Origin of the sequence: Gordonia alkanivorans NBRC 16433 (assembly GCF_000225505.1) — a bacterium.
GTDB lineage: Bacteria > Actinomycetota > Actinomycetes > Mycobacteriales > Mycobacteriaceae > Gordonia > Gordonia alkanivorans.
In genome coordinates, this window is sequence record NZ_BACI01000068.1 from 33,979 (window position 1) to 48,723 (window position 14,745).

The following is a 14,745-nucleotide window of genomic DNA, read 5'->3' on the forward strand; positions in this document are numbered from 1 at the left end:
AGGAGACAACAAGTGCCCCAAGGGGTTCCCGCCTCGGTTCCCGACGACGGCCTGACCACCCGCCAGCGTCGGAACCAGCCCGTGCTGGCCGTCCACACCGGTGACGGCAAAGGCAAGTCCACCGCCGCCTTCGGGATGGCGATGCGCGCCTGGAACGCCGGTATGCGGGTCGCCGTCTTCCAGTTCGTGAAGAGCGCGAAGTGGAAGGTCGGGGAGGAGTCGGCGTTGCTGGCTCTCGGGCAGTGCCACACCGACACCGGTGCGGGTGGTCCGGTGGAGTGGCACAAGATGGGCCAGGGATGGTCGTGGTTGCGAGCCAACACCGAGCACGCCGACAACCACGCCGCCGCCGCGCGCGCCGGTTGGGCCGAGATCGCCCGGCGGCTCGATGCCGGCGAACACGACTTCTACGTGCTCGACGAGTTCACCTATCCGCTCGACTGGGGCTGGGTCGACACCGACGAGGTCATCGAGACGCTCGCCCGGCGCCCCGGACGTCAGCACGTCGTCATCACCGGCCGCCGTGCACCGCAGGCGCTGGTCGACGCCGCGGACCTCGTGACCGAGATGCGCAAGATCGCCCACCCGATGGATGCCGGCCGCAAAGGCCAGAAGGGCATCGAGTGGTGACCGTGTCCCGCGCGACACCGGCGGTCGTGATCGCCGCGCCGTCCTCGGGCAGCGGCAAGACGACGGTGACGACCGGACTCATCGGCGCGTTGCGTGCAGCCGGTCACCGGGTTGCACCGTTCAAGGTCGGTCCCGACTACATCGACCCCGGGTATCACGCCGTCGCCGCCGGGCGTCCCGGTCGCAACCTGGACCCCAACCTGGTGGGCGAGAAGCTGATCGCACCGCTGTTCGCCCACGGTTCGGCCGGTGCCGACATCGCCGTCGTCGAGGGCGTGATGGGGCTGTTCGACGGCCGTATCACCAGCGACGACCCCGACGCCGCCGACACCGACGCGCTGGGCATCGGCTCGACCGCGCACGTGGCGTCGATCATCGGTGCACCCGTGGTGCTGGTCGTCGACGCAGGTGGGCACAGTCAGTCGCTCGCCGCGGTGCTACACGGGTTCCTGTCCTACGACACCTCGGTCCACATCGCCGGCGTCATCCTCAACCGGGTCGGCTCGCCGCGACACGAGATGGTGCTGCGACAGGCGTGCGCCCGCGTCGGCGTCCCGGTCTTCGGCGTGCTGCGTCGCGACCCGTCGCTGACCGTGCCGTCCCGCCATCTCGGACTCATCCCCGCGGCCGAACGCAGCGCCGACGCGGTCGCCGCCGTCGCGTCGATGACCGATCACCTGCGCGACGCACTCGACCTGCCCGCGATCGTGGCCGCGGCCCGGCAACGTCGGATTCCCGACGCCGCGCCCTGGTCGGCGGCCGAGGCCCTCGCGCCCTACGTCGACGGCGCTCCGGCCCCGTCCTCGCGGCCCGTCATTGCGGTGGCCGGGGGCGCGGCGTTCACGTTCGGCTACGCGGAACATACCGAGATGCTGCGGGCCGCGGGTGCCGAGGTCGTGGCGTTCGACCCGCTGTGCGACCGGCTTCCGCCGGACACCGCCGGTGTCGTCATCGGCGGCGGTTTCCCGGAGGAACATGCCGAGGAACTCGGCGCCAATCACGAACTGCGGGCCGACCTGCGTGCACACGCGGCCGCGGGCAGGCCCATCCACGCCGAGTGCGCCGGCCTGGTCTACCTGGCCGACCGCCTCGACAATCGCCCGATGAGCGGCGTCCTCGACATCGCCGGCAGCTTCGGGCCCACACTGACGCTCGGCTACCGCGACGCGGTGGCCCTCGGCGACTCGGTCCTGTTCCGTGCCGGCGAGCGCGTCACCGGGCACGAGTTCCACCGCAGCACCGTGCACGTGGGAGACGCGTCGACGCCCGCGTGGGCCTGGCGTGACGTCGAGGGCCGGCCGGCCACCGACGGCGTCGTCACCGATGCTGTCCACGCCTCGTATCTGCACGTGCATCCGGCGGCCATCCCGGAGGCGCTGAACCGCTTCGTGTCCCGAGTAGGCTCCTCGTCGTGGACGATGCCGACAAACTCCTCGACGCAGGCTCACCGATGACGGCACAACGGCTCCGCGAGACCCTCGACGCGCTGGCGACCCACGGCGCCGACGACCCCGAACTGCTGCGTCAGTTGCTCGAGGCGGTGCTCGTCGTCGGACAGGGTGTCGAACTCGACCGGGCGCTGCAGCGCATCGTCGAGGTGGCCGCCGGTCTGGTGGACGCGCAGTACGGTGCGCTGGGCGTGCGCGGTCCCGATGGCGGTCTGAGCGAGTTCGTGCACATCGGGATCACCGAGGCCCAACGGGCGACGATGGGGCACCTGCCGGTCGGCCGCGGCGTGCTGGGTCTGCTGATCGACGACCCGCGACTGCACCGCATCCACGACCTCGGGTCGCATCCGACCTCGGTCGGGTTTCCGCCGAATCACCCGCCCATGCGCACCTTCCTCGGTGCGCCGATCCTGGTGCGCGGTGAGGTCTTCGGCAGTATCTACCTCACCGAGAAACGGTCGGCCGACGACTTCTCCGAGGTCGACGAGACGGTCGTGGCGGTGCTCGCGGTGGCCGCCGGTATCGCCATCGACAACGCCGGACTCTTCGAACGTGCGCGTACCCGGCACCGCTGGATGCAGGTTCTGGCCCGCCGCGGATCGGAGCCGCTCGCCGGAATCGCTTTGTCGGACACCATGTCCCGGATGTGTGTCGACGTCGCCGACCTGGTGGATGCGGTCGACGTCTTCCTCCTCACCGAACTCGACGGCGAGGTGGAGTTGCGCGGTCACACCGGGGAGCGGATCGAGATCGACAGCTTCACCGCGCCGCACGCGAACGCGCCCACCGTCCTGCGCGCCGGCACCATCCCGCCGTCTCTGGTGCGCCGGGGCGCCCGCTGGACGACGGTGCAACCGCTGCAGCGGGCATCAGGTGCCTTCGGCTGGATGCTCATCACCCACCGCAATCGTCCGTACTGGGACGACGAGGAGATCGCCGGACTGGCGGGCGTCGCCGAGATCGCCTCGCTGGCCGTCGTCTACGCCGAACAGCAGCAGATCGCCCGCGACCTCGAGGTGCTCGAGGACCGTCACCGCATCGCCCGTGACCTGCACGACCACGTGATCCAACGTCTGTTCGCGGTGGGTATGTCGGTGCAGACGCTGCTGGCCGGGTCGACCGATCCCGCCGCCGCCACCGCGCGACTCGAACAGATCATGACCGACCTCGATCGCACGATCGCGCAGATCCGGACGTCGATCTTCGACCTGCAGACGGTGACCGCCGACGCCGACGGGTCTATCCTGCGGCGTCGAGTACTCGACATCGTCTCCGAACTGTCCGGACACGCGTCGATCTCACCGAGCGTCCAGTTCGACGGCCCCGTCGACACCGTGGTGCCCGACACGCTGGGACCCCACATCGACGCGGTGCTGCGTGAGGGGCTGAGCAACGCGTTGCGGCACGCGCAGGCCGAACACATCGCCGTCGCGGTCCGCGCCGACGACGTGCTGACGGTCGAGATCACCGACGACGGTGTCGGTATCGGCACCGACGTCACCTACCGCGGGCTGGAGAACCTCACCCGTCGCGCCGAGGACTGCGACGGGACGTTCAGCGTGATGACCCGCCCGCGCGGTAACCGCGACGAGGGCGGGACGACCCTCACCTGGTCGGTACCCCTGATCGGTTAGTCCTTGCCGTCGCGCAGTTTGGTCGCCATCACCGCGACCTGGGTGCGGCGCTGCATGTCCAGCTTGCCGAGGATACGGGACACGTAGTTCTTGATCGTCTTCTCCGCCAAGAACATCCGTCCGGCGATCTGCCGGTTGGTCAGACCCTCGCCGATGAGGTTGAACACCTCGCGCTCCTGGTGGGTGAGATCGGCGAGCGGGTCCTTCTCCTGCTGCTTGCCGTCGCGCAGCTTTGCCAGCAGGGCGGCGGTCGACCGGTCGTCGAGCAGCGAACCGCCCTGTCCGACGGTGCGGACCGCGGCCACCAGGTTGTGGCCGAGGATCTGCTTGAGCACGAAGCCCGACGCGCCGGCGAGGACCGCGGCGAGCAGGGCGTCGTCGTCGGCGTAGCTGGTCAGCATCAGGCACTTCACGTCCGGTTCGGCCGCACGGACGTCGCGGCAGAGTTCGACACCGTTGCCGTCGGGCAGCCGGACGTCGAGCACGGCCACGTCGGGCTTGGTCGCGAGGATGCCGACCAGCGCCTCACCGACGGATGCGGCCTCGCCGACGACCTCGATGTCGCCTGCGGTGCCGAGGAGGTCGCGGAGTCCGCGTCGGACGAGTTCGTGGTCGTCGACGAGGTAGACGCGAACCGGGGTGGGGGTCGAATCGTCAGCCATGGTCTGAACGTACCGGACCTTCTCAGCTGCGAGAACTCACAGCCGGCGTTGTGTCGGCGGAGAGGAGGGTCCCGGCCGGATTCGCGACGTCCGCCCCCATGGAAGCGGGACTTTCTCCCCACGAGCAGCACCCGTCCCGGCGCGCAGAGTGGTTGTCGACGGATTCTCGATCCGCCTGTCCCACCCGACCTTCGGACCAGGAGAGCACGTGACCACCCTCATCGGACCCCCCGAACTGACCAACAGCGGGATGACCGGATCGGACCTGCTGCGCGAACTGCTACCCGTGTGCGAGACCGAGGTGGAGCGTCACATGCGGATGACCAAGGACTGGCATCCGCACGACTACGTGCCGTGGGACTCCGGCCGCAACTTCGCGATGCTCGGCGGCATCGACTGGGACCCGGAACAGTCGCAGCTGTCGGAGACCGCCAAGGCCGCGATGATCACCAACCTGCTCACCGAGGACAACCTGCCGTCGTACCACCGGGTCATCGCCGAGAACTTCAGCCTCGACGACGCGTGGGGCTGGTGGGTCGGCCGTTGGACCGCCGAGGAGAACCGCCACTCGGTGGTCATGCGCGACTACCTCGTCGTCACCCGCGGCGTCGACCCGGTCGAACTCGAAGAGATCCGGATGGCCCACATGACGTCCGGCTTCAACCCGCTGCCCGAAGATGACGGACAGCGCGACCACAGCTTCGACATGCTCTATGCCGTCGCCTATGTCAGCTTCCAGGAGCTCGCCACCCGCGTCTCGCACCGCAACACCGGCAAGGCCTGTGGCGACCCCATCGCCGACCGTATGCTGCAGCGCGTGGCGGCCGACGAGAACCTGCACATGCTCTTCTACCGCAACATCGTCGCCGGCGCCCTCGACCTGGTTCCCGACCAGACGATGGCCGCAATCTACGCGATCGTCTCCAACTTCCAGATGCCCGGCGCCACCATGCCGAACTTCCGGCGCAACGCGGTGCTGATCGCCAAGGGCGGCATCTACGACCTGCCGCAGCACATGTCCGAGGTGGTCATGCCGGTGCTGCGCAAGTGGCGCATCTTCGAGCGCGAGGACTTCGGGCCGCTCGGTGAGCACTACCGCGAACAGCTCGCGGCCTTCCTCGATGAGATGAACGTCAAGGTCGAGAAGTTCGAGGCCTCGCGTGAGCGCGCCCTGCAGCGCGAGCGGGCACGGAGCCGGGCATGACGCTCACACAGCCGATGGAGGTGGACGAGCTCGCGTGCGGGTGCGAGTCCGGGTTCGCCACGGCGATCTCGATGGCCGAGGCGGCCGCCGACCGGAACCCGGCATGGTGGAACGAGATCCGGACGGGCGCCGACGACGCGCTCGACGCCGCCTACTGCAGTTCCAAGCTGCTCGGCGCGCTGCTGCAGTCGGCCGCGCACCGGCTCGGTGTGCCATCCGCCGACATCTGGGCCCACATCCGCCGGACCGGCGAACTGCCGCTGCAGATCACACCGGACGGGCAGCTGTAGATCACACCGGCGGGCGCCGGGGACGGGGCGACCGCCCGGTAGTGTTCCGTGCCATGTCTGGTCACTACCTCGTCGGCCTCGATCTCGCGGGCCGCAGGGTGGTCGTCGTCGGCGGCGGTTCCGTCGCACAGCGTCGGCTGCCGAACCTCATCGCGGCCGGAGCCGACGTGCACGTCATCGCCATCGACCCGACGCCGGCCGTCGAGTCGTTCCAGGGCATCACCGTGACCCGCCGCGCGTACGCCGACGGCGACCTCGAAGGCGCCTGGTACGCGATGGCCTGCACCGATGATCCGGCGGTCAATGCGGCGGTCGTCGCCGAGGCCGAACGCCGCCACACCTTCTGTGTGCGCGCCGACGACGCACAGTACGGAACCGCGGTCACCCCGGCGTCCGCCCGGCACCGCGACGTCCAGTTCGGTGTCCTCGCCGGTGGCGACCACAAGCTGTCGGCCGCGTTGCGTGCCGCGATCAGCCGTGCGTTGGCGGAGGGCTCGCTGTCCGTGGACGACGTCGAACCGCACGCCCCGGGTGTCGCGCTGGTCGGCGGCGGTCCCGGCGATCCCGACCTCATCACGGTGCGTGGCCAGCGCCTCCTCGCCGAGGCCGACGTCGTCGTCGCCGACCGTCTCGCGCCGGCCGAACTGCTCGAATCCCTCGGCCCACAGGTGGAGATCATCGACGCCGCGAAGGTTCCCTACGGCCGCGCGATGAAGCAGGAGGCCATCAACGACGTCCTCGTGGCGCGCGCCAAGGAGGGCAAATTCGTCGTCCGGCTCAAGGGCGGCGACCCCTATGTCTACGGTCGCGGCTTCGAGGAGCTGCAGGCCTGCGTCGCCGCCGGTGTACCGGTGACCGTGGTGCCCGGCATCAGCAGCTCGATCGCCGCACCCGCGTCGGCCGGCATCCCGGTGACCCACCGCGGCGTCACCCATGAGGTGGTCATCGCCTCCGGTCACGTCCCGCCCGGCCACCCCGACTCGCTGATCGACTGGTCGGCGATGGGCAAGCTGCGCGGCACGCTCGTGCTGATGATGGCCGTCGAACGGGTCGACGTCTTCGCCGACGCCCTGCTCGAGGGCGGCCGGCCCGCCGACACCCCGGTGGCCATGATCGAGAACGGATCGCTGCCGACGCAGCGCCTGCTGCGCACCGACCTCGCGCATGCCGCCGAGGTCGCCGAGGCCGAGGGGTTGCGCCCGCCGGCCATCGTCGTCATCGGCCAGGTGGCCGCTTTCACCGAAGGCGCCTGAACCGGGCAGTTCGGGACATCGAACCAACAGGGATTGGCACATCGGCGCGCTCGGACGGTACCGTCGTGCCTTATGTCGAATCCCGGATCAGTGCACGCTGGAACTGTGGACACCGCCCAGTTCCGTCCGGTCTTCGGACTGCCGATCCTGGTGCTGTCCGGAATGCAGCTGCTCATGGTGCTCGATGGCACCGTCGCGGCGCTGGCCCTCCCACGGATCCGCGACGCCCTCAGCCTCTCCGAGTCGAGCGCCAACTGGGTCATCTCCAGCTACGTCCTGGCCTTCGGTGGCCTGATGCTGCTCGGCGGCCGCCTCGGTGACACCTTCGGCCGCAAGCGGATGTTCATCGTCGGCGTCGTGGCCTTCACCCTGACCTCACTTCTGTGCGGTCTCGCGTGGAACGAGGCCAGCCTGATCGTCGGCCGCGCACTGCAGGGGGCGTCGGCCGCCATCGCCGCCCCGACCGCGATGGCCCTGGTCGCGACCACCTTCGCGCCGGGCAAACCCCGCAGCCAGGCCTTCGCCGTCTATGCGGCGATGACCGGCGTCGGTTCGGTCGCCGGCCTGATAGTGGGCGGCGTGCTGACCGAGGTGTCGTGGCGACTCGTGTTCCTCATCAACGTGCCGATCGGCCTGGTCGTCGTGATCGGCGCGATCATCGCGCTGCGCGAATCGCAGGGCGAGCGTCTGCCGCTCGACGTTCCCGGCGCGGTGCTCGGCACCCTCGGCTGCACCTTGCTGGTCCTCGGCGTCAACGAGGGTCCCAACGGCTGGGGTTCGCCCGTCGTGATCGGCTCGTTCGTGCTCGGCGTGCTGGCGCTGATCGCCTTCGTGGTGGTCGAGCGACGCGCCGCCAACCCGATCCTGCCGTTCTCGCTGTTCGACAACACCTCACGCGTCGCGGCACTCGGGGCGATCCTGTTCGCCAGCATGATCATGATGTGCATGGCGGTGTTCATCTCGCTGTATCTGCAGGGGATTCTGAAGTACTCGCCGATCCAGAGTGGTCTGGCCGTCGTGCCCTTCGCCTTCGGCCTCGGCATCGCCGCGGCGATCGCGTCGAAGCTCTCGCTGATGACCCAGCCGCGCTGGCTGGTCCTGGTCGGCGGCGCGGTGATCCTCGCCGGCTGCTTCTACGCCTCGTCGATCGCCACCGATGCCCCCGACTACTTCCCGAGCATCTTCCTGCCGGTCATCGTGATCGGCTTCGGCGTGGGCCTCGCCGTCATCCCGCTCACCCTGTCGGTGGTCGCCGGCGTCGGACCGAACGAGATCGGTCCGCTGACCGCCCTCGCGCAGGTCGCGCAGAACCTCGGCGGAGCGGTCGGCCTCGTCGTGGTGGGGGCGATGGTGACGTCGCGGGCACTGTCCAAGGGCGGCACCACCGAGCCCGTCGAGACCATGAACCCGACTCAGCTGGCCGCTCAGGCCGAGGGCTACGGCCTCGCCTTCGCGGCGTGTGCCGGCATCGCGGTCATCGCCGCGATCGTCGTCCTGTTCATGCGGTTCACCCCGGAACAGGTCGCCGAGGGCCAGGCCGCCCAGGAAGCAGCCGACGCGGGCGTCGAATAGTCAGTCCGTCAGCACCACGATCTGGTCGGGTGCGGGGATCTCGACGCGCTGACCGGCGTCGGACAGGACCGCGGCAAGGCCGTTGATGTCGCGCACGTTGCGTCGTGTGCGGACCAGTTCGCGCGCCATCAGGCCCTTGTAGTGCTTGTTGAAGTGGCTCACGACCTTGCGTGATCCATCGGGCTGTTCGGTCATCACCGTCGCGGTGACCGCACCCTTGACGGGCCCGAGCTGCTGGTAGACGCCGGAACGCAGATCCACCACGAAGTCGTCGACGGCGTCGAGCGTGGGGGACAGCTCCGGCTTCCAGATCGACGCCAGCGTCGGCATGCCGGGGAGCTTGGATCCACCCGACAGCCGGTAGGCGGGAATCGGGTCGGCAGCGCGCACCACACCGAACAGTGCCGAGCCGATGGCCAGTCGTTCGGCTGCCTTGGTCTTGCCGGCCTTGGTCAGCGCGGCGTGGTCGAGGGCGTCGTAGAGCACGCCGGTGTAGCGCTCGATCGCCGGGCGGGTGGGGGAGAGCCACAGGTCGGCGTTGCGGTCCACCTCGGAGAGCTGGGTGGCGCCGAGGCCGAGCGCCGTGCGGCTCGCGTCGAGGTCGCCGGCGAGGTCGACGATGGCCTCACCGATCCGTTTGCGGACGGGGTTCAGCTCGGAAAACGACAGGGTGTCCAGATCGAGGGGAGCCCCGCGCCCACCGTCGGATTTGGTCTCGGAGGGAGGGAGGATGACGAGCACCGGAACACCATAACTAAGCTGGTTTGTCGTGATCACACGCATGTCGACCCTGTTCCTGCGGACCCTGCGCGACGACCCGGCCGATGCCGAGGTGCCCAGCCACAAGCTGCTGGTGAGAGCGGGCTACGTCCGCCGCGTCGCGCCCGGCGTCTACTCCTGGCTCCCCCTGGGTCTGCGCGTGCTCAAGGCCATCGAGAACGTCGTGCGCGAGGAGATGAACGCGATCGGCGGTCAGGAGATCCTGCTGCCGGCGCTCCTGCCGCGCGAACCCTACGAGGCCACCAACCGATGGACCGAGTACGGCGACGCGCTGTTCCGTCTCAAGGACCGCAAGGGCGCCGACATGCTCCTCGGACCCACGCACGAGGAACTCTTCGCGACGCTGGTCAAGGGCGAGTACTCGTCCTACAAGGACATGCCGGTCATCCTGTACCAGATCCAGACCAAGTACCGCGACGAGGAGCGTCCGCGCGCGGGCATCCTCCGCGGTCGCGAGTTCGTGATGAAGGACGCCTACTCCTTCGACCTCGACGACGCCGGCCTCAAGAAGGCCTACAACGCCCATCGCGAGGCGTACCAGAAGATCTTCGAACGCCTGCAGATCAAGTACGTCATCGTCTCCGCCACCTCCGGCGCGATGGGCGGCAGTGCCTCCGAGGAGTTCCTGGCCGAGTCCGAGGTCGGCGAGGACACCTTCGTGCGATGCCTGGAGTCGGGGTACGCGGCGAATGTGGAGGCGGTCGTCACGCATGCGCCCGCCCCGAAGCCGATCGACGGTCTGCCCGAGGCAGTCGTCCACGACACCCCGGACACCTCGACCATCGACACGCTCGTGGCGTGGGCCAACGAGACCCTCGACGGTGAGTACACCGGTGCCGACACACTGAAGAACGTGATGGTGAAACTGCATGCGCCGGGCAAGGATCCGGAGATCATCGGTGTCGGCGTCCCCGGCGACCGCGAGGTCGATCTCAAGCGTCTCGAGGCATCCGTGTCGCCGGCCGAGGTCGAGCTGCTCACCGAGGCCGACTTCACCGCCAACCCGTTCCTCGTCAAGGGTTACATCGGTCCGAAGGCGTTGCAGGCCAACGGTATCCGCTACCTCGTCGACCCGCGCGTGGTCGACGGGACGTCGTGGATGACCGGTGCCGACGAGCCCGGACGCCACTACGTCGGTCTCGTCGCCGGCCGCGACTTCACGCCCGACGGCACGGTCGAGGCCGCCGAGGTCCGCGACGGCGACCCGTCGCCGGACGGCGCCGGGGTGCTGGTGAGCGCCAAGGGCATCGAGATCGGGCACATCTTCCAGCTCGGCCAGAAGTACACCGACGCCTTCGAGGTCGACGTGCTCGGCGAGAACGGCAAGCCGGTCCGGCTGACCCAGGGTTCCTACGGTGTCGGTGTGTCGCGCCTGGTGGCGGTCATCGCCGAACAGTCGCACGACGACAAGGGTCTGCGCTGGCCGAAGACCGTGGCGCCGTTCGCCGTTCACCTCGTCATCGCCAACAAGGACGAGGCCGCGATCGCCGGTGCCGAGCAGCTCGCCGCGGACCTCGACGCCGCCGGGCTCGAGGTGCTCCTCGACGACCGCAAGGCCTCGCCCGGTGTGAAGTTCAAGGATGCCGAGCTCCTCGGCATGCCGACGGTCGTGGTGGTCGGACGCGGCTATGCCAACGGCACCATCGAGATCCGCGACCGGTTCACCGGTGAGGCCGCGGAGGTGGCCGTCGACGGTGCGGTGGACGCGGTCGTCGCGGCGGCACGCGCCTAGCCTGAGACGGGAGACCCCGGGAACGCCACCGTGACCGGGGTTTCCTGCAGCAGCGCTCGCCACGTGGCGGCGCGGACCGCACAGTCCGACAGGCCGTCGACCCCGATCCGGCGGCCGGCTTCGTCGTCGGCCTGTTCGAGCAGGGCCCGGTATGCGGTCGTGCAGTCGATCTCGGCCGCGAGTGCCGCCCGAGCGGCGGTCTCGGGGTCGGTGACCTGCACCGGCAGCGTGTAACCGGCTGCGGCCAGCGGCGATGTGCCGCCGGCGGCGGTGATGGCCCGGTCGATCTCGTCCCGGCGGGCGCGGTGCTCGGCGGCGTAGTCGCCGACCATGCGACGGCGCGCGGCCGTGACGAACGCGGTGATCACCCCGTAGGTGAAGATCGCGGCGTTCTCGGCGTCCGCGGCGACGACGAGCGGGTCGCCGGTGTCGGCCACCGGGGAGGGGACGGGGCTGGTCATGCCAGTTGCACCTCTCGCATCGAGGTCACGGCGGCCGCGACCGATCCGGCCAGACCGGCCGGGTATCCGGGCAGGGAGATCGCCACATCGCGCGCTTCACCCGAGGACTGCTCGAGTCCGGCGCGCAGGCCCACCAGGGTCGGCGGTTCGGCCGGAGTGGGTGTCGTCGAGGGGCCCGGCTCGTCGACGGTGGTCGCGACGTCCTGGTCCAGGCGGATGATCTCCTCACGCAGCGCCCGTGCGTGCTCGGCGCGCTGATCTGCGACGACCGCGAGGGCTGCGGCATATCTGGGCTCGGCGCCGGCGAGCGATCGAGCGCTCTTCTCGTCGGCGAGGGCGCTGCGCACGAGGGGTACCAACCGCTCGGCGGTGATGGTTTCCTCCGACGGTCCCGTGCTGCAGCCCGACACGCCGACGGCTCCCAGGCCGGCCACCGCGACCCCTGCCACGAGTCCTCCGCGCAACACGGTGCGCCGATCCAATGTGGTCACGCGACACATGATGCCAGCCGCGAAACGAAGGTGGTCGGGGCATGCCCGGCGATCCACTAGGATGTGTCGAAGCAACTTCGTGCGAGACCTGGCACGGCCCGACAACTGAAGACGAGGGGAGTGGCATGCCGATCAGCCCGCCGCAGGTGAGTGAACTCGTCGAAAAGCTTGTCGTAGAGCAAGGTTTCGACCTCGAAGACGTCATCGTCAACCGACGCGACGGCCAGGACGAACTGACGATCGTCGTCGACCGCGACGGCGGTGGCGATCTCGACGTCCTCGCCGACCTGTCCAACCGGATCTCCGAGCTCCTCGACGCGGTTCCCGAACTCACCGACGAGGATGCCTACGTCCTCGAGGTGACCTCGCCCGGCGTCGACCGTCCCCTGACCCTTCCGCGGCACTGGCGTCGCAACACCGGACGCCGCGTCGCCGTCGACGTGGCCCCGCTCGAGGGGAGCGAGGAGCGGTCTCTCACCGGTCGCATCGGCAAGCTCGACGAGACGAACGTCGAGATCGTGATGAACCTCCGCGGACGGATCGCGGTGGAGACCATCCCGCTCGAGGCCGTGACGAGAGCCGTCGTGCAGGTCGACTTCTCGCAGCCGAGCGTCGCCGAACTCGAACTCTGCGGACTCGACGCCGAGGAGATCGAGCGTCGGCGGGCGCGGGACCGCACGCAACTGAACGACTGAAGACCGAAGAACCGAACAAGTGACAAGTGAAGAGCGGCGACAAGTGAATAGGAGCCAGACCCCATGAACATCGACATCGGCGCACTGCGCATGATCGAGGCCGACAAGGGCATCTCGATCGAGACGGTCATCACCGCCATCGAGACCGCCCTGCTGACCGCCTACCGTCACACCGACGGCTTCGCGCCGCATGCGCGTGTCGACATCAATCGCAAGTCCGGTGCCGTCCGCGTGATGGCACAGGAACTCGACCAGAACGGCGACGTCGTCCACGAGTGGGATGACACCCCCGAGGGCTTCGGCCGGATCGCGGCCACCACGGCGCGTCAGGTCATCCTGCAGCGCCTCCGCGACGCCGAGAACGAGAAGAACTTCGGCGACCTCGTGGCCCATGAGGGCGAGATCGTCGGCGGCGTGGTCCAGCAGGACTCCCGCGCCAACGCCCGAGGCATGGTCGTGGTGCAGATCGGCAGCGACGCCAACAGCACCGAGGGCGTCATCCCGCCCGCCGAGCAGGTGCCCGGCGAGGTCTACACCCACGGCGACCGCATCAAGTGCTATGTCGTCGGCGTCAGCCGCGGCCCCCGCGGACCGCAGATCACGCTGTCGCGCACCCACCCGAACCTGGTCCGCAAGCTGTTCTCGCTGGAGGTGCCCGAGATCGAGGACGGTTCGGTCGAGATCGTCGCGGTCGCCCGCGAGGCCGGTCACCGCTCCAAGATCGCCGTGCACACCGGTGTCGCCGGGCTCAACGCCAAGGGCGCCTGCATCGGCCCGATGGGCCAGCGCGTGCGCAACGTGATGAGCGAACTTGCCGGCGAGAAGATCGACATCATCGACTTCGACTCCGATCCCGGTGTGTTCGTCGGGAATGCGCTGTCTCCGGCGAAGGTTGTATCGGTCACCGTGGTCGACGAGGCCGCGAAGGCGGCCCGGGTCGTCGTGCCGGACTATCAGCTCTCCCTCGCCATCGGCAAGGAAGGACAGAACGCCCGTCTCGCCGCCCGGCTGACCGGTTGGCGGATCGACATCCGCTCCGACGCCGCCCCCGCGGCCGAGGAGGGAGCCGAGTGACACGGGTGACAGCCGATTGTTCGCAACCCGCCCGGTCGCGCTAGACTGATCGATGGTTCAGCGATCCGCCCCCCGCACGTCAACCAATCACAGGCCGGTACGGATGTGTGTCGGTTGCCGGCAACGGGCACAGGCCGCCGAGTTGGTTCGTGTCGTCGCGCAACAGCGCGAGGACGCCACCGTGCTCGTGGCCGATCCCGCGAAGACCATGCCGGGACGTGGCGCTTGGTTGCATGCGAGGGCGGAGTGCATCTCCGTCGCGACGCGACGCAGGGCCTTCGCCGCGGCACTCCGGACTCCCGGTCTGACCGCGGACCCGGACGATCTCGCCGAACAGCTCGGCGTGATCACCCACTAAAGATGGCTCCTCGGAGCCGGAACAGGTTGCAGAAGACATGAGCACACCGTGAAGTCCCCACGATGAGCATGTACCGGACATAAATCGAGGCCGTAGCGGGTTAGCCGCTTGGCCTCCAGCAAAGGAGAGCAGTGGCAGGCAAAGCCCGCGTGCACGAACTGGCCAAAGAGCTCGGTGTTACGAGCAAGCAGGTGCTCGAGCGCCTGAAGGAACAGGGCGAGTTCGTCAAATCGGCGTCGTCGACGGTAGAGGCCCCAGTGGCCCGTCGACTGCGTGAATCATTCCCCGGCACGGACGGGGGAGCCAAGGACGGCGGTTCGTCGTCGGCACCCAGTCCTCGTCAGTCGGCCAAGCCCGGACCCAAGCCGTCCGGTGCGCCGAAGCCCGGTGCCGCCCCGGCAGCGCCGGCCGAGCGTCCCGCCCCGGGACCCCAGACCAGCGCGCCCCAGTCGGGCGCACCC

The 14,745-nt window shown here is 69.2% G+C and carries 16 protein-coding genes; 12 read left to right on the forward strand and 4 right to left on the reverse strand.

Annotation, left to right across the window (positions count from 1 at the left end; translation table 11 throughout):
- The first annotated feature begins 12 nt into the window (after positions 1–12).
- The 3 genes from cobO to GOALK_RS13065 are packed head-to-tail and all read left to right on the forward strand — an operon-like array spanning position 13 to position 3,712.
- A complete protein-coding gene (cobO, locus tag GOALK_RS13055; protein ID WP_006359296.1) occupies positions 13–630 on the forward strand; it encodes a cob(I)yrinic acid a,c-diamide adenosyltransferase in 618 nt (205 codons plus the stop codon).
- Positions 624–2,084, forward strand: coding sequence for a cobyrinic acid a,c-diamide synthase CobB (locus GOALK_RS13060; protein WP_006359297.1), 1,461 nt, complete (start codon positions 624–626; stop codon positions 2,082–2,084). The genes cobO and GOALK_RS13060 overlap by 7 nt, the downstream gene beginning before the upstream one ends.
- The gene (locus GOALK_RS13065) at positions 2,081–3,712 is read left to right on the forward strand and encodes a GAF domain-containing sensor histidine kinase (RefSeq protein WP_006359298.1); all 1,632 of its coding nucleotides are present in this window, start codon (positions 2,081–2,083) and stop codon (positions 3,710–3,712) included. Before GOALK_RS13060 ends, GOALK_RS13065 begins: the two co-directional genes overlap by 4 nt.
- On the opposite strand, the gene GOALK_RS13070 is transcribed toward GOALK_RS13065, so the two are convergent.
- Positions 3,709–4,374 (reverse strand): response regulator, encoded by a 666-nt coding sequence (locus GOALK_RS13070; protein WP_006359299.1) that lies wholly within the window; start codon positions 4,372–4,374, stop codon positions 3,709–3,711. The genes GOALK_RS13065 and GOALK_RS13070 overlap by 4 nt on opposite strands.
- A gap of 208 nt (positions 4,375–4,582) precedes the next feature.
- On the opposite strand from GOALK_RS13070, the gene GOALK_RS13075 reads away from it, so the two are divergent.
- The 4 genes from GOALK_RS13075 to GOALK_RS13090 all read left to right on the forward strand — a co-directional run bounded on the left by GOALK_RS13075 (position 4,583) and on the right by GOALK_RS13090 (position 8,693).
- Positions 4,583–5,578 carry an acyl-ACP desaturase gene (locus GOALK_RS13075; RefSeq protein WP_006359300.1) on the forward strand — a complete coding sequence of 332 codons (996 nt, stop codon included), beginning with the start codon at positions 4,583–4,585 and terminating at the stop codon, positions 5,576–5,578.
- Positions 5,575–5,868 (forward strand): hypothetical protein, encoded by a 294-nt coding sequence (locus GOALK_RS13080; RefSeq protein WP_006359301.1) that lies wholly within the window; start codon positions 5,575–5,577, stop codon positions 5,866–5,868. Before GOALK_RS13075 ends, GOALK_RS13080 begins: the two co-directional genes overlap by 4 nt.
- 53 nt (positions 5,869–5,921) lie before the next feature.
- On the forward strand, positions 5,922–7,121 hold the full coding sequence (cobA, locus tag GOALK_RS13085) for a uroporphyrinogen-III C-methyltransferase (protein WP_187346506.1): 1,200 nt from the start codon (positions 5,922–5,924) through the stop codon (positions 7,119–7,121).
- Between the two features lie 72 nt (positions 7,122–7,193).
- Complete coding sequence (locus GOALK_RS13090; protein ID WP_035754115.1) at positions 7,194–8,693, forward strand: DHA2 family efflux MFS transporter permease subunit; 1,500 nt, start codon at positions 7,194–7,196, stop codon at positions 8,691–8,693.
- Here GOALK_RS13090 and yaaA read toward each other — a convergent pair whose 3' ends face one another.
- Positions 8,694–9,476, reverse strand: a complete 783-nt coding sequence (yaaA, locus tag GOALK_RS13095; RefSeq protein ID WP_187346505.1) for a peroxide stress protein YaaA — start codon at positions 9,474–9,476, stop codon at positions 8,694–8,696. It lies immediately after the preceding gene.
- Here yaaA and GOALK_RS13100 point away from each other — a divergent pair.
- A complete protein-coding gene (locus GOALK_RS13100; RefSeq protein ID WP_035754166.1) occupies positions 9,475–11,205 on the forward strand; it encodes a proline--tRNA ligase in 1,731 nt (576 codons plus the stop codon). The genes yaaA and GOALK_RS13100 overlap by 2 nt on opposite strands.
- On the opposite strand, the gene GOALK_RS13105 is transcribed toward GOALK_RS13100, so the two are convergent.
- Together GOALK_RS13105 and GOALK_RS13110 are read right to left on the reverse strand one after the other, a co-directional pair.
- Complete coding sequence (locus GOALK_RS13105; protein WP_006359306.1) at positions 11,202–11,666, reverse strand: ferritin-like domain-containing protein; 465 nt, start codon at positions 11,664–11,666, stop codon at positions 11,202–11,204. The genes GOALK_RS13100 and GOALK_RS13105 overlap by 4 nt on opposite strands.
- Positions 11,663–12,166: a hypothetical protein gene (locus GOALK_RS13110; RefSeq protein WP_006359307.1), complete on the reverse strand. Its 504-nt coding sequence runs from the start codon at positions 12,164–12,166 to the stop codon at positions 11,663–11,665. The genes GOALK_RS13105 and GOALK_RS13110 overlap by 4 nt, the downstream gene beginning before the upstream one ends.
- Before the next feature lie 116 nt (positions 12,167–12,282).
- Between GOALK_RS13110 and rimP the strand changes: the two genes are divergently transcribed.
- From rimP to GOALK_RS23510, 4 genes are all read left to right on the forward strand, one after another.
- Positions 12,283–12,852, forward strand: coding sequence for a ribosome maturation factor RimP (gene rimP, locus GOALK_RS13115; RefSeq protein WP_006359308.1), 570 nt, complete (start codon positions 12,283–12,285; stop codon positions 12,850–12,852).
- A gap of 63 nt (positions 12,853–12,915) precedes the next feature.
- On the forward strand, positions 12,916–13,926 hold the full coding sequence (nusA, locus tag GOALK_RS13120; RefSeq protein ID WP_006359309.1) for a transcription termination factor NusA: 1,011 nt from the start codon (positions 12,916–12,918) through the stop codon (positions 13,924–13,926).
- A gap of 103 nt (positions 13,927–14,029) precedes the next feature.
- Entirely contained in the window at positions 14,030–14,284 is a 255-nt protein-coding gene (locus GOALK_RS13125; RefSeq protein WP_006359310.1) for a YlxR family protein, read from the forward strand.
- 131 nt (positions 14,285–14,415) lie between these two features.
- Positions 14,416–14,745: translation initiation factor IF-2 N-terminal domain-containing protein (locus GOALK_RS23510; protein ID WP_006359311.1), on the forward strand; the 330-nt coding region annotated here is incomplete at its 3' end.

Excerpts from the sequence above, each read along its gene's own strand:
- GOALK_RS13065 (WP_006359298.1), top strand. The coding sequence starts at position 2,081 with ATGACGGCACAACGGCTCCGCGAGACCCTCGACGCGCTGGCGACCCAC.
- GOALK_RS13070 (WP_006359299.1), bottom strand. The coding sequence starts at position 4,374 with ATGGCTGACGATTCGACCCCCACCCCGGTTCGCGTCTACCTCGTCGAC.
- GOALK_RS13080 (WP_006359301.1), top strand. The coding sequence starts at position 5,575 with ATGACGCTCACACAGCCGATGGAGGTGGACGAGCTCGCGTGCGGGTGC.
- cobA (WP_187346506.1), top strand. The coding sequence starts at position 5,922 with ATGTCTGGTCACTACCTCGTCGGCCTCGATCTCGCGGGCCGCAGGGTG.
- GOALK_RS13090 (WP_035754115.1), top strand. The coding sequence starts at position 7,194 with ATGTCGAATCCCGGATCAGTGCACGCTGGAACTGTGGACACCGCCCAG.
- GOALK_RS13100 (WP_035754166.1), top strand. The coding sequence starts at position 9,475 with ATGTCGACCCTGTTCCTGCGGACCCTGCGCGACGACCCGGCCGATGCC.
- yaaA (WP_187346505.1), bottom strand. The coding sequence starts at position 9,476 with ATGCGTGTGATCACGACAAACCAGCTTAGTTATGGTGTTCCGGTGCTC.
- GOALK_RS13105 (WP_006359306.1), bottom strand. The coding sequence starts at position 11,666 with ATGACCAGCCCCGTCCCCTCCCCGGTGGCCGACACCGGCGACCCGCTC.
- GOALK_RS13110 (WP_006359307.1), bottom strand. The coding sequence starts at position 12,166 with ATGTGTCGCGTGACCACATTGGATCGGCGCACCGTGTTGCGCGGAGGA.
- rimP (WP_006359308.1), top strand. The coding sequence starts at position 12,283 with ATGCCGATCAGCCCGCCGCAGGTGAGTGAACTCGTCGAAAAGCTTGTC.
- nusA (WP_006359309.1), top strand. The coding sequence starts at position 12,916 with ATGAACATCGACATCGGCGCACTGCGCATGATCGAGGCCGACAAGGGC.
- GOALK_RS13125 (WP_006359310.1), top strand. The coding sequence starts at position 14,030 with ATGTGTGTCGGTTGCCGGCAACGGGCACAGGCCGCCGAGTTGGTTCGT.